The sequence below is a fragment of the Microbispora hainanensis genome (assembly GCF_006874475.1).
Lineage (GTDB): Bacteria > Actinomycetota > Actinomycetes > Streptosporangiales > Streptosporangiaceae > Microbispora > Microbispora hainanensis.
On record NZ_VIRM01000018.1, the window covers coordinates 39,847 to 52,738 of the forward strand.

The 12,892-nt window shown below is 69.8% G+C and carries 12 protein-coding genes; 8 read left to right on the forward strand and 4 right to left on the reverse strand.

Annotated features, from left to right (window positions below; genetic code table 11):
* Window positions 1–162 precede the first annotated feature (162 nt).
* The 5 genes from FLX08_RS16620 (at window position 163) to FLX08_RS16640 (ending at window position 5,827) form a co-directional block, all read left to right on the forward strand.
* Window positions 163–2,010: a 2-oxoacid:acceptor oxidoreductase subunit alpha gene (locus FLX08_RS16620; protein ID WP_142619764.1), complete on the forward strand. Its 1,848-nt coding sequence runs from the start codon at window positions 163–165 to the stop codon at window positions 2,008–2,010.
* Window positions 2,003–3,061: a 2-oxoacid:ferredoxin oxidoreductase subunit beta gene (locus FLX08_RS16625; protein ID WP_142619765.1), complete on the forward strand. Its 1,059-nt coding sequence runs from the start codon at window positions 2,003–2,005 to the stop codon at window positions 3,059–3,061. Before FLX08_RS16620 ends, FLX08_RS16625 begins: the two co-directional genes overlap by 8 nt.
* 147 nt (window positions 3,062–3,208) lie before the next feature.
* Window positions 3,209–4,183, forward strand: a complete 975-nt coding sequence (locus FLX08_RS16630) for an NAD-dependent epimerase/dehydratase family protein (RefSeq protein ID WP_167530452.1) — start codon at window positions 3,209–3,211, stop codon at window positions 4,181–4,183.
* A 35-nt stretch (window positions 4,184–4,218) separates the two neighbouring features.
* Window positions 4,219–5,100 carry a phytanoyl-CoA dioxygenase family protein gene (locus tag FLX08_RS16635; RefSeq protein ID WP_142619767.1) on the forward strand — a complete coding sequence of 294 codons (882 nt, stop codon included), beginning with the start codon at window positions 4,219–4,221 and terminating at the stop codon, window positions 5,098–5,100.
* 67 nt (window positions 5,101–5,167) lie between these two features.
* Complete coding sequence (locus FLX08_RS16640; RefSeq protein WP_142619768.1) at window positions 5,168–5,827, forward strand: class I SAM-dependent methyltransferase; 660 nt, start codon at window positions 5,168–5,170, stop codon at window positions 5,825–5,827.
* A gap of 54 nt (window positions 5,828–5,881) precedes the next feature.
* Here FLX08_RS16640 and FLX08_RS16645 read toward each other — a convergent pair whose 3' ends face one another.
* Window positions 5,882–6,667 (reverse strand): right-handed parallel beta-helix repeat-containing protein, encoded by a 786-nt coding sequence (locus FLX08_RS16645; RefSeq protein ID WP_142619769.1) that lies wholly within the window; start codon window positions 6,665–6,667, stop codon window positions 5,882–5,884.
* A gap of 1,100 nt (window positions 6,668–7,767) precedes the next feature.
* On the reverse strand, window positions 7,768–8,427 hold the full coding sequence (locus FLX08_RS16650) for a right-handed parallel beta-helix repeat-containing protein (RefSeq protein WP_142619770.1): 660 nt from the start codon (window positions 8,425–8,427) through the stop codon (window positions 7,768–7,770).
* 13 nt (window positions 8,428–8,440) lie between these two features.
* Between FLX08_RS16650 and FLX08_RS16655 the strand changes: the two genes are divergently transcribed.
* Window positions 8,441–8,752: a hypothetical protein gene (locus FLX08_RS16655; RefSeq protein ID WP_142619771.1), complete on the forward strand. Its 312-nt coding sequence runs from the start codon at window positions 8,441–8,443 to the stop codon at window positions 8,750–8,752.
* Window positions 8,753–8,900: 148 nt separating this feature from the next.
* On the opposite strand, the gene FLX08_RS16660 is transcribed toward FLX08_RS16655, so the two are convergent.
* Window positions 8,901–9,710 (reverse strand): 2OG-Fe(II) oxygenase, encoded by an 810-nt coding sequence (locus FLX08_RS16660; protein WP_142619772.1) that lies wholly within the window; start codon window positions 9,708–9,710, stop codon window positions 8,901–8,903.
* 279 nt (window positions 9,711–9,989) lie between these two features.
* Between FLX08_RS16660 and FLX08_RS16665 the strand changes: the two genes are divergently transcribed.
* Window positions 9,990–10,916 (forward strand): glycosyltransferase family 2 protein, encoded by a 927-nt coding sequence (locus FLX08_RS16665; protein ID WP_142619773.1) that lies wholly within the window; start codon window positions 9,990–9,992, stop codon window positions 10,914–10,916.
* A 68-nt stretch (window positions 10,917–10,984) separates the two neighbouring features.
* Entirely contained in the window at window positions 10,985–11,524 is a 540-nt protein-coding gene (locus tag FLX08_RS16670; protein WP_244312691.1) for a dTDP-4-dehydrorhamnose 3,5-epimerase family protein, read from the forward strand.
* Here FLX08_RS16670 and FLX08_RS16675 read toward each other — a convergent pair.
* Window positions 11,480–12,871, reverse strand: a complete 1,392-nt coding sequence (locus FLX08_RS16675) for an O-antigen ligase family protein (protein ID WP_142619775.1) — start codon at window positions 12,869–12,871, stop codon at window positions 11,480–11,482. The two genes, FLX08_RS16670 and FLX08_RS16675, sit on opposite strands and share 45 nt — an antisense overlap.
* Between the last annotated feature and the right edge of the window lie 21 nt (window positions 12,872–12,892).

The following is a 12,892-nucleotide window of genomic DNA, read 5'->3' on the forward strand; positions in this document are numbered from 1 at the left end:
CGAGGCACCACGGGAACGCGCCACAGGTGCGGAAAGTCCCGGCAGTGCGCACCCCAAGTGCGCATCTGCGAAAAACCAGCGTGACCCCGATGGATCTAGCATGGACATGACAACGTGCCACCAGCAGGCAGGCTTGGGCGCGTCAAGGAGGACTGAGGAGCTGTGACCAAGCAGGTTCAGCAACTCGACCGCGTGATCATCCGGTTCGCGGGTGACTCCGGCGACGGAATGCAGCTCACCGGTGATCGGTTCACGGCGGAGACGGCCCAGTTCGGCAACGACCTGTCGACGCTCCCCAACTTCCCGGCGGAGATCCGCGCTCCCGCCGGCACCCTCCCCGGGGTGTCGAGCTTCCAGTTGCACTTCGCCGACCACGACATCCTGACCCCCGGCGACGCGCCCAACGTGCTCGTCGCCATGAACCCCGCCGCGTTGAAGGCGAACCTCGGGGATCTCCCCAAGGGCGCCGACATCATCGCGAACACCGACGAGTTCACCAAGCGCAACCTGTCCAAGGTGGGCTACGACGGCAACCCGCTCGAAGACGACTCGCTGGCCGAGTGGCGCCTGCACGCGGTGCCGCTGACGTCGCTGACGGTCAAGGCGCTCGAGGGCTTCGACATCTCCAAGAAGGACGCCGAGCGGGCCAAGAACATGTTCGCGCTCGGTCTGCTGTCGTGGCTCTACCACCGGCCGACCGAGGGGACGATCCAGTTCCTGGAGGCCAAGTTCGCCAAGAAGCCGGAGATCGCCAAGGCGAACATCGCGGCCTTCCAGGCGGGCTGGAACTACGGCGAGACCACCGAGTCCTTCTCGGTGTCGTACGAGATCAAGCCGGCCACGCTCCGGCCGGGCACCTACCGGAACATCTCCGGCAACCAGGCCCTGGCGTACGGGCTGATCGCGGCGTCGGTGCAGTCGAAGCTGCCGCTGTTCCTCGGCTCCTACCCGATCACCCCGGCGTCCGACATCCTGCACGAGTTGTCGAAGCACAAGCGGTTCGGGATCCGGACGTTCCAGGCCGAGGACGAGATCGCCGGCGTGGGCGCCGCCCTCGGCGCGGCCTTCGGCGGGTCGCTCGGCGTGACCACGACCTCGGGCCCGGGCATCGCGCTCAAGGCCGAGACCGTGGGCCTCGCGGTGACCACGGAGCTGCCTCTGATCATCGTGGACGTGCAGCGGGCCGGGCCCTCGACGGGCATGCCGACCAAGACCGAGCAGACCGACCTGCTGATGGCGATGTACGGCCGCAACGGCGAGTCGCCGGTGCCGGTGCTGGCGGCGGCCACGCCGTCGGACTGCTTCACGATGGCGATCGAGGCGGCGCGGATCGCGCTGAAGTACCGCACGCCGGTCATGCTGCTGTCGGACGGCTACCTGGCCAACGGCTCGGAGCCGTGGCGCATCCCGGACCTCGACGAGCTGCCGGACATCTCGGTGCTGTTCACCACCGAGCCCAACGGCGACGACGGCACGACCTACCTGCCTTATCGGCGTGACCCGGAGACGCTGGCCCGCCCGTGGGCGGTGCCCGGCACGGCGGGGCTGGAGCACCGGATCGGCGGCATCGAGAAGGCCGACGGCACCGGCAACATCTCCTACGACCCGGACAACCACGACAAGATGGTGCGGCTGCGTCAGGCCAAGATCGACGGCATCGACGTGCCCGACCTGACGGTCGACGACCCCGACGGCGACGCCCGGGTGCTCGTGCTCGGCTGGGGCTCGACGTACGGGCCGATCGCGGCGGCGGCCCGCCGGGTGCGCGCGGCGGGGCACAAGGTGGCCCAGGCGCACCTGCGGCACCTCAACCCGTTGCCCGCCAACACCGGCGAGGTGCTGCGCTCCTACGACAAGGTGCTGCTGCCGGAGATCAACCTCGGTCAGCTCGCCATGCTGCTGCGGGCCCGTTATCTGGTCGACGTGATCAGCTACAACCGGGTGCGCGGGCTCCCGTTCAAGGCCGCCGAACTCGCCGCCGTCATCCAGGACGTGATCGAAAGTGACTGAGACGCTCAACGGGAAGGGCCTGGCCCTGATCCCGCGTACGGACGCCAAGCAGACGCTGAAGGACTTCAAGTCCGACCAGGAGGTGCGCTGGTGCCCGGGCTGCGGTGACTACGCGATCCTGGCGGCGGTGCAGAGCTTCCTGCCCGAGCTGGGGCTCAAGCGCGAGAACATCGTCTTCGTCTCCGGCATCGGCTGCTCCTCGCGGTTCCCGTACTACCTCAACACCTACGGCTTCCACTCGATCCACGGGCGGGCGCCGGCGATCGCGACGGGCCTGGCCACCTCCCGGCCCGACCTGTCGGTGTGGGTGATCACGGGTGACGGCGACGCGCTGTCGATCGGCGGCAACCACCTGATCCACGCGCTGCGCCGCAACGTCAACCTGAACATCCTGCTGTTCAACAACAGGATCTACGGCCTGACCAAGGGGCAGTACTCCCCGACCTCCGAGATCGGCAAGATCACCAAGTCGACGCCGATGGGCTCGCTGGACAAGCCGTTCAACCCGATCTCGCTGGCGCTCGGCGCCGAGGCCGGGTTCGTCGCCCGGACCATCGACAGCGACCGCAAGCACCTGCAGAGCGTGCTGCGCCAGGCCGCCGAGCACCGGGGCGCCTCGCTGGTGGAGATCTACCAGAACTGCAACATCTTCAACGACGGCGCCTTCGACACGCTGAAGGACCCCGGCACCCGCGACGAGATCACCGTCCGGCTCGAACACGGGCAGCCGATCGTCTTCGGCACCGGCGACAACGAGCGTGCCGTACGGCTGTCGCCCACGGGCGGCGTCGAGGTCGTGCGCCGTGCCGAGATCGCCGACAGCGAGATCCTCGTGCACGACGCGCACAACCCCGACCCGTCGCTCGCGTTCGCGCTGTCGCGGCTGGACGAGCCGGCGTTCGATCACGTGCCGATCGGCGTCTTCCGCTCGATCGACCGGCCGTCGTACGACCAGCTCCTCAACGAGCAGGTCGAGACGGCCACGGCCGACAAGGGCGCGGGCAGCCTCGCCGACCTGCTCCACGGTGGGGACACCTGGACCATCGGCTGAGCCCACCACCAGAGGAGGGACCCGTCTTCGGACGGGTCCCTTTTCGCATTAGCGGCCCCGAACATTGTTCTCGCCGTCAACCCCGCTCTCGACCGGATCGTCTCCTTGCCGATACGCAGCATGATCGAGCATCCAGGGAGAGCACACATGGCCCGGCCCCCTTCCTCCGGACCACCGTCACCCCCACGACCGGAAGAACCACCATGGGCCGGAAAGAGGGTCCTGGTCACAGGAGCGTCGGGATTCATCGGAAGCCGTCTCGCCCTCCGGCTCGCCGGTCTGGGCGCCCAGGTGCACGCCGTCAGCCGACGTCCCGCACACCGGCAGAACCCGGGCCGGGGGGAACAGGCGACCTGGCACGCCGTCGACCTCCGCGACCGGGAGACGACCGGGACGCTGCTCCGGGAGACACGGCCGGACATCGTCTTCCATCTGGCCGGTGAGGTCGACGGCGCGAGAGAGACCGACCTCGTGCTGCCCACACTGGAGAGCAACCTTCTGGCCACGGTGAACCTGCTGAGTCACGCCGCGGCCCTCCCCGGGATCCGGGTGGTGCTCTGTGGCTCCAGTGAGGAACCCCGGCCCGCGAACGAGCAGTCGCCGCCCCCGTCGCCGTACGCGATGGCCAAGTGGGCGGCCACCGGCTACGCGCAACTGTTCCACCGGTTGTGGGGCGTTCCGGTCGCCGTGCTGCGGCCGACCATGGTCTACGGGCCCGGCCAGCGGGACGCCCGGAAGCTTGTGCCATACCTGGCGCAGTCCCTGCTGCGCGGTGAGGAGCCAGGTCTCACCAGCGGGAGCAAGCGGGCCGACTGGGTGTACGTGGACGACGTGGTCGAGGCGTTCGTCCTGGCCGGCGAGACCGACCGGGCCGCCGGGCAGGTGCTGGACATCGGCACGGGGGTTCTCACCTCTGTGCGGGAGACCGCGGAGATGCTCTTCCACATCTCCGGCACCGCACTCCGGCCGCGATTCGGCACGGTCGCCGACCGTCCCCTCGACGTGGCTCAGACCGCCGACGTCGGGCCGGCCGCCGAAATCCTCGGCTGGAAGGCCTCGGTCGGTCTGGAAGAAGGGCTGCGACGGACGCTGGCCTGGTATGCCGAGCGTGCGTGGGCGTAGGTAACAGAAGACTCCAGAAAGGCGATAGCCGTACCGTGACCGTTATCTTCTCAGGTCCCCTTCTGACGGACGAAGAACGCCGCACACGCCTCTACGAAGGGCACGTCTTCCTGTATCCGGCCCGTCCCGAGTCCCTGGCGCTGATCGAGTTCGCGCGGGAGTTGATCGGCGACGCGTTCGGCGGGTTGGACCCGGAAACGGCCCAGTATGAACTGCCCGTGGAGAAGTTCGCCGCGATCCTCGCCGAGCTCAAGCCGAAGTTCATCCATCACCCGCGCGCGAAGGAACTTCTGCGGGCGCTGTTGCTCTCCTTCGGCTGCGACGCCGATCGGACGTATTTCGACGTGCCGAGGATGCGGTCGTCCACCTCCGACGACTACCTCACCACGGGGATCGCCTACGCGTTCCACCCTCACCGGGACACCTGGTATTCGGCGCCGCTGAGCCAGGTCAACTGGTGGATTCCGATCTTCGAGGTCGTGCCCGAGAACGTGATGACGTTCCATCCGCGTTACTGGAACACCCCGGTCAAGAACGGGTCCGCGCGCTACGACTATTACGAGTGGAACCGGATCAGCCGCTTCAACGCCGCGCAGCACATCGGCACCGACACGCGGGAGCAGCCCAAGCCCGAGGAGCCGATCGAGCTGGAACCCCGGGTGACGGTCGTGCCCGAGCCGGGCGGCATCCTGATCTTCTCCGGCAACCAGTTGCACTCGTCGGTGCCGAACACGTCGGGCAGGACCCGTTTCAGCATCGACTTCCGCACCGTCAACCTGGACGACGTCATCGCACGGCACGAGGCGCCCAACGTCGACTGCGCGTGCACCGGCACGACGCTCCGCGACTTCCTGCGCGTCTCCGACCTGGAGCGGATGCCGGAGGACGTCGCGCTCTCCTACGAGGGCAAGGGCTGATGACCGTTCCGGCATCGGGCGGTTCGCGCGTGCCCCGAGGAGCCCCCGCAGCAGAGAGGCCCCGCCCATGAGCCGTCTGAACGCCCTGCGCAACCGCTTCGTCGACGCTCCCGGCTCACTGGGAGCGAAGGCGCGGGCGCGGCGGTGGAGCTGGTTCGCCGAGTGCTTTCCCGACCTCGACCGGATGAACGTGATCGACCTCGGAGGGACGGCCGGGGCCTGGCTGCGCGCCCCGGTCAGACCGGCCGGCGTGCACATCGTCAACCTGGAGAAGCCGCCGCCGGACCTGCCGCCCTGGCTGCGCGCCGACGTCGCGGACGCCTGCGACCTGCCTGCCGCGATCCGGAGCGGCACCTACGACCTGGTCTTCTCCAACGCGGTGATCGAGCACGTGGGGGGTCACCAGCGTCGGCAGATCTTCGCCGACACCGTGCACTCCCTGGCCGACCGGCACTGGGTGCAGACGCCCTACCGCTACTTCCCGGTCGAGCCGCACTTCCTGTTCCCCGGCTTCCAGTTCCTGCCGCTGACGGCCCGTACGGAGATCCTCCGCCGCTGGCCGCTCATCCACACGCCGACCTCCGACCGGGAGGCCGCGCGGCGCATCGTGATGGACGTCGAGCTGCTCAGCGTGACGGAGATGCGGCACTATTTCCCCGGCTCGCGAATCCGGTTCGAACGGCTGGCCGGCCTGGTGAAGTCGGTGATCGCCTACAAACGCGCCTGACGCCGGACGCCGACGAGCGGCCGGGCTCCGCCGGGGCCCGGCCGCTCGTCGTCCTCACGACTTGCCGGGGTTCACGGCCCCGCCGTCCTCCCAGGTGTTGCCCCGCCAGACGTTGCCGGGGCCCTCGTGGTCCCAGTAGGCCACCGGGCCCGCGTGCCCGCCACTGGGCCACACCTGGCGGCTGAAGACGTTGTCGATGACCTTGACGTTCGACGACGTGCCCTTGGTGCCGGCCCCGGCGTACAGCGCCCAGCCGCCGCCCGCCAGCAGGTTGCCCTCCACCGTCACGTCCCGGATCACGCCGAAATCCTGGAACAACGCGATGGCGCCGGTCTGGTCGAGGGTATTGATGACCGTGTTGTTCCGGATGATCAGCTGTGTGCCCTTGGCCGGCGCGCTGGTGCTCATGATCATGTCCGTGTGGTCGCCCGGGTAATACTTGGGGTCATGGAGGTAGGAGTCCTCCACCACGCCCTGCTCGGTGCAGATGCCGTTCGAGATCGTGTGGATGTCCACCCGCCGGATCGTGATCATCCTGCCCTGGTTGAGGATGCCGAACTGGGTGCGCACCTTGCCGTTGCCGAAGACCTCGACGTCCTCGACCGTCAGCCCCGAGCGGCCCTCGCGCTGGAGGATCCCCCAGTAGTCCCGCTGCCCGCGGACCCGCGTGTTCCGGATGGTCACGTTGTCCGCGTCCACCGTGATGTCGCCGTAGACGTCGAGGCCGTCGATGACGGTGCCGTCTTTCGTGATGACGAGCGAGTCGGACCTCTTCAGCGTGGCACCCGCCGGGACACCCGTGGTGCCGGGGCCCGGCCATTCGCCCGTACGGGGCGGCACGGGCGCGTCCGAAGGCGTCGGAGAGGGACGGGCGGACGCGGACCTCGACGGCGTCGGCGAGGGCCGGTCCGGGACGGGGGTGCGCGACGGGCTGGGCGACGGGCCGTGCGTCGCACTGTGCGAAGGCGTCGCACTGTACGAGGGTCTGGCACTCCGCGACGGGACTGCACTGCGCGAAGGGGTCGCACTGTACGAGGGGACTGCACTGCGCGAGGGGACGGCGCTGGGAGAGAGACTGCGCGTGGGATGCGGCGTCGGCCGCAGGGTCGGCCACAGGGTCGGGCGCAGGGTCGGGCGCAGGGTCGGCGAGAAAGTGGGGCGCGTCGTCGGACGCAGGGTCGGCCAGGAAGTCGGACGCGTCGTCGGACGGCGGGTCGGCCAGGAAGTCGGACGCGTCGTCGGACGGCGGGTCGGCCAGGAAGTCGGACGCAGGGTCGGCCAGGAAGTGGGACGTGTCGTCGGACGGCGGGTCGGCGACTCGTCCGGTGAGGGGCCGGCCGGGATGCCCGGACGCGGGGAGGCCGACAATCTCGCCGTCCAGGACACCCTCGGGGTGGGCCGCGGGGTGGGCCGGTGTCCTCTTCGCGGTGGCAGGGTCGTCCACCAGGTGACCGCCGGATATGGGTTCCGGGTCCGCCGGCCCGTGGGAGCCGGCGTCGCCCCTTCGCGGCCGCGGCGCGAGGAGGGCGTCGCCCTGACCGCCTCGGCGCCGGCCGCCCGCGGTTTCGCCTGCGCGTCCTGCTCCGCGCCGTCCCGCGCACCGTCCCGCGCACCGTCCCGCACGTCCGCGCCCGTGAGCGCGGCCGTCCCGTCGGACGCGTCCTGGCCGCCGATACCGCATCCGCCGGCGAGGACGGCGAGGGCGGACAGACTCGCCACGACCAGCAGCCCGTTTTTCCGGATGTCCTTATATATCCGCACAGTCGACTCCTTCCGGATAACGGTTATGCCGACTGTCCGCCTCTATAGGGGGAGGCTCCTTCGGGAGGGTAGCCACACCCGACACACAATGTGGGCTGTTTTCGCAAAAGGAACCATTTTCAGCGCAATCTACCTGCGCCCCAATCTGCACATCAATCGCAATGGGGCGACAAGGGGCGTTATTCGGGCGTTACCTTCCCGCCGCCGCTTTCCCAGGCGTTGTCCCGCCAGACGTTCCCGCGGCCGTGGGCGTCCCAGTAGGCCACCGGGCCCGCGAATCCACCCTTGGGCCACACCTTGCGGCTGAAGACGTTGCCGATGACCTTGACGTTCGACGAGGTGCCCTTGGCGCCCGCCCCGGCGTACAGCGCCCAGCCGCCGCCCGCCAGCAGGTTGCCCTCCACCGTCACGTCCCGGATCACGCCGAAATCCTGGAACAGCGCAATGGCACTGGTCTGGTCGAGCGTATTGATCGCCGTATTGTGGCGAATGATCAATTCGGTTCCCCGGGCGGGCGGCCCGGACGACATGATCATATCGACGTGATCGTCTTTGTAGAGCTTCGGATCATGGACGTAGTTGTCCTCGATGAGGCCCTGCTCGGTGCTGATGCCGTTGGAAATCGTGTGGATGTTCGCCCGCCGCACGGTGATCATCACACCCTGGTTGAGAACGCCGAACTGCGTGCGTTCCCTGCCGTTGCCGAAGATCTCGACGTCCTCGACCGTCAGACCCGAGTGGCCCTGCCGCTGGAGGATTCCCCACCAGCCCGGAGTGCCGCGAACCCGGGTGTTGCGGATGGTGACGTCGTCGGCCTCGACCGTGATCGCGCCGTTCACCTCCAGACCGTCGATGACCGTGCCGTCCCTGGTCACGGTGATCGGCCCGGACGGGCGCAGCTTCATCCCCTTCGGCACTCCGGTGTTGTCCGGCCCCGGCCACGCCGCCGGTCGCGACGGTGAGGGCGCGGGGCTCGGCGTGGTGCGAGCCGACGGCGTCGCGGAGGGGGTGGGGCGCACCGGGCCGCCGTCCGTGGTCGCCTGGCACGCGGTCTGCGAGGTCACCAGTACGGCTCCCGCGAGCAGGACCGCCGTATGTCTCGTCACCGCCCGGCGCACGCCGGGCCGCTTCCGCGGTCGATGCGAACGCACCGGCATGACGTGATGCGACTCACCGCGCTCTCCCCCCTGCGCCCGTCGTGCGGGCATGTCCACGCCGTGCATCCTGGCGGATCTCCGGCCGCCATCACCGTACCGGGAGGGTCCGCGCCACGCCGGGAACATCGGCGGCGCGCCTCCGGCACCCCGTCCGGCTACGCCCCGCGGTCGCGGCTGAGCAGGTCCACCAGCGCCGGAGGCGTCCAGCGCTTCACCGTCTGACGGAAGCTGCTCTTCCACTGCTCTCCGGGCCGCTGCTTGAAGAGGGTCGTGTGGTCCGTGCCCGCCTCCTCCTCCGGCCGGCCGTTCGTGTAGTAGTACAGCGCCATCGAACGGCGGGCGCGGTCGTCCGGGCACGTCAGCGGGTCGGGATGCCCGTGGTTCGCGTCGTCGGTCGTCGCGAAGACGACGAAGCGGTTGAAGACCGGCAGGATCTTGTGCTCGCACCGGGTCATGTCCTTGTCCCAGAGCTGCAGGTGACCGCCGTAGTCCTCTTTCCAGTCCTTGTTGAGGTAGAGCAGCCCGTTGAGCCGGCGGTCGAGGTCGAGCCTGCGATGCCGGTTGAAGTCGGCGTGCACCTTCAGGAAGCCGCCGGGCTTGATCTGGTGCAGGCCTCCGCCCTCCAGGTGCGGATCGGAGACGAGCTGCGTGATCCCCGTCAGCCGTTCGAGGAACTCGACGAACACCTGGCCGTTGAACTCGGCGAGCAGGTGGCGGGTCGCGGGGCCCATCCGCTCGGTGTCCGACAGCGCGAGCTTGATCTCGCGCGAGCTGTCGAACTGCTGCCAGCTCGCGTCGCGCGGCTCCGGGAACTCCTCCAGGATCGGCTCCAGCACACCGGGCGGCAGGAAGTCGTCGATCACCACGTGCCGGAACGGCGCGGCGTCGAGGAAGTCCTGACGCCGGCGGTCGGCCAGCGGGAACAGATCCTCTCGACGGAAGGTGAACGCCTGGGTCTCCTGCATCGATCTCTCCCTCGCCGCCGGCTGAAAGGTGCCTGTCTCGATCGGTCGCCCCCGTGCTCGCCACCGCGCGACCCGCCACGAGCTTCCCCGGGCGGCTCGGAACGGCAAGGCTCCGACTGGAATATCGTCCGGCGAATCCGCCCGTGTTACAGCACCTGGTTCCCGCATTGCCACGTTCCACCGGCAACCCGGGGCGAAGATCGCGGAATGCGTTGCCTGCCGGATTCACCGCCCTTAGCATGCGCCTGGCGGGCAGTTCCCGACCCCCCGGAGGGCCGCATGTCCGAGACCCCGCGGATCGCGGTCGTCGTCGTGACCTACAACAGCGCGGGCGTGCTGGCAGAGTGCCTGCGGTCGCTCGCCGCGGGCGCGCGGGGCGCCGACCTCGTGCGGGTCGTCGTCGCCGACAACGCGTCACGGGACGAGTCCGTGCCGCTCGCCGAGAGGGCCGGAGCGATGGTGGTGCCGCTGGGCCGCAATGCCGGCTACGCGGCGGGCATCAACGCGGGCATCGCCGCCCTCGACCGCGAGGGACACCTCGACCGCGTCGACGCCGTCGCCATTCTCAACCCCGACTGCCGCACCCGGGAGGGAGCGCTCGCCCGTCTCGCCGCCGCACTGCACGCCGCCCCCGGCCGCGGCATCGCCGTACCCCGGCTGGTCAGCCCGGACGGCCACACCCATCCCTCCCTGCGCCGTGCCCCCACCGTACGCGGCGCGCTGGCCGAGGCCGTGCTCGGCGGACGGCTCGCGGACCGCGTCGGGCGGCTCGGCGAGGTGATCACCGATCCCCGCCGGTATCGGACGCCGGGCGCCGCCGCGTGGGCCACCGGGGCCGCTCTGCTCGTCTCCGTGGCGGCCGTACGCGACCTCGGGCCGTGGGACGAGTCCTTCCTGCTCTACAGCGAGGAGACCGAGTTCGCGCTGCGGGCGGCCGATCGGGGTTGGGCGCTCTGGTACGAACCCGAGGCCGTGGTCGAGCACATCGGCGGAGAGGCGAACGTCAACCCTGTGCTGGCCGCGCTGCTGACGACGAACCGGGTGCGGCTGTTCCGGCGGCGGCGCGGGCCCGTCGCCTCCTTCGCCTTCTATCTGGCCGTGGTTCTCGGCGAGGCACTGCGCACGCTCGCCGGCCGGCGTACGGCACGGGCCTCGCTGGCGGCCCTGCTGCGGCCCTCCCGGCGCATGCGGGTGCTGCCGCAATGAGCGGGCGGGCGGCTCGGCGGAGGCGGCGTAACGGCGGGCCCGCCCGCCGCGACTACAGACATGTGAAAGTGACGCGACTCGCCCTGGAGGGCGTGCTGCTGTTCGTCCCCACGCCCCACCATGACGAGCGCGGCTTCTTCACCCGGACCTTCGACGCCGCCCTCGCCGCGGAGCACGGGCTCGACCCCGCCGCCTTCATCCAGGACAGCCAGTCACGCTCCCGCAGGGGCACCATCCGCGGCATGCACGGCCGTTCGGGACGTGGCGAGGCCAAGCTGGTCCGATGCGCCCGTGGCGCCGTCCTTGATGTCCTGGTGGACGCCAGGCCCGGCTCTCCGACCTTCGGCCACCATCTGACGGTGCTGCTCGACGACGAGACGTTCGCCCATCTCTACGTGCCTCCGGGCCTCCTGCACGGTTATCAGGCGCTGACCGAGGCCGACGTGTGCTACCGCATCGACCGGGAGCACGACCCGTCGGAGGACCTCGCCGTGCGATACGACGACCCGGATCTGGCGCTCCCGTGGCCGCTGCCGGTCGGCGCGATCAGCGGCCGGGACCTGTCAGCCGGCTCCTGGGCCGGCCTGTGCGACCGCCTCGGGACGTAGCCCGGCATGCCCCGCCACCGTCGTGGGCGGGGCGGAGGCCCGGGCGGCGTTCTCCGCCTTCAGCGTGCGCAGCAGCGCGCCGGCGGCCCCGATCAGCAGGAACATCAGGCTGGTCACGCCGGGATAGGACAGCAGGTCGAAGGTGGCCGCGCCGACGAGCGGAACCAGCAGGCAGGCGGCGATGGTCAGGGCCAGGTTGCGGACGTTGGGATCGCCGCTGAGCCGCCGCGCGCGCAGCGCCACGATCACGCCGCAGACGATGACGCCGACGAAGCCCACCACGCCGACCACACCGGTCTCCACCAGCGAGAGCAGATACTGGTTGTCGAACACCTGGTGCTTGTAGGGATACCAGGTCCCGATGCCCCGGCCGAAGACCGGATGCTTGGCGACCTCCGACAGCGCGAACGGGTAGTCGTGCGTGCGGTAGAGGATGCTGTCGTCGGAGCCGGCGTTCGCGAACAGGTTGTAGAAGGTGCCGAGCAGCCCGGGGGCCGCGGCCTTCATCACGCCGAGGAACACGGCGAGCGCCCCCAGGCTCACCAGGCAGCGCTTCAGCGGCCAGCCGGTGAACAGCACCACGCCGACCACGACCATCCCGAGCACGGCCGACCTGGAGACCGAGAACATCAGCCCGGCCGCGATCAGGGCCGCGCACAGCCACCAGCGCCGCCACGGCTCGCCTCGATCCCGCGCCTGCAGGGCGAAGTGCGCCGCGAACGGCAGGACCATCGAGCAGAAGACGCCGAACTCGATCGGGTGGCCCAGCGTCGCGGCCACCCGGCGCAGATCCGCCCGCGACATCACGGTCTCGGTGCCCTCGACGGAGGTGTGCCGGAACCCGGGAAGGGACATATAGGTCGTGGGGTCGAACTCCAGCAGATACTGGCACGTGGCGACGACCGACACGATCGCCCCGGCCACCACGACCGTCTTGAGCACGAAGTCGAGCCGGTCCCGTCCCCTGACGCCGTCGCACATCATGAGCACGAGCCCGATGTACCCGGCGAACAGCACCAGGGAGTGGTCCGCCAGGTTGAGCTCGTCCGAGGGCAGATATCCGAGGCTGGCGAAGCCGTAGCAGGTCAGGAACGCCATCCCGTACGCGAAGATCGCGGTGCGGACGGGGTTGGCGCCCTTGGCGGCGCCGAGAGTGGTGGTGAACTGCGCCAGGAGCCAGACGAGGAGGAGCAGGAGGGCGAGGACGTCGGCGAGCGCCAGTGACATCGGCAGCCCGCGCAGGACCAGCCGAGCCGGGATGAGCAGCAGGGAGAGCACGAACAGGCAGACGAGCGTCGCGCCGTCGGCGTGCCGGCGTGATCCCGGCAGCGGGCTGTGGATCCTCACGGGACTCCCGATGGTCACGGC

Bases quoted from the DNA above. Each gene is read 5' to 3' on its own strand.
- FLX08_RS16630 (WP_167530452.1), top strand. From the start codon at position 3,209: ATGGCCCGGCCCCCTTCCTCCGGACCACCGTCACCCCCACGACCGGAA.
- FLX08_RS16640 (WP_142619768.1), top strand. From the start codon at position 5,168: ATGAGCCGTCTGAACGCCCTGCGCAACCGCTTCGTCGACGCTCCCGGC.
- FLX08_RS16655 (WP_142619771.1), top strand. From the start codon at position 8,441: ATGACCGTGCCGTCCCTGGTCACGGTGATCGGCCCGGACGGGCGCAGC.
- FLX08_RS16660 (WP_142619772.1), bottom strand. From the start codon at position 9,710: ATGCAGGAGACCCAGGCGTTCACCTTCCGTCGAGAGGATCTGTTCCCG.
- FLX08_RS16665 (WP_142619773.1), top strand. From the start codon at position 9,990: ATGTCCGAGACCCCGCGGATCGCGGTCGTCGTCGTGACCTACAACAGC.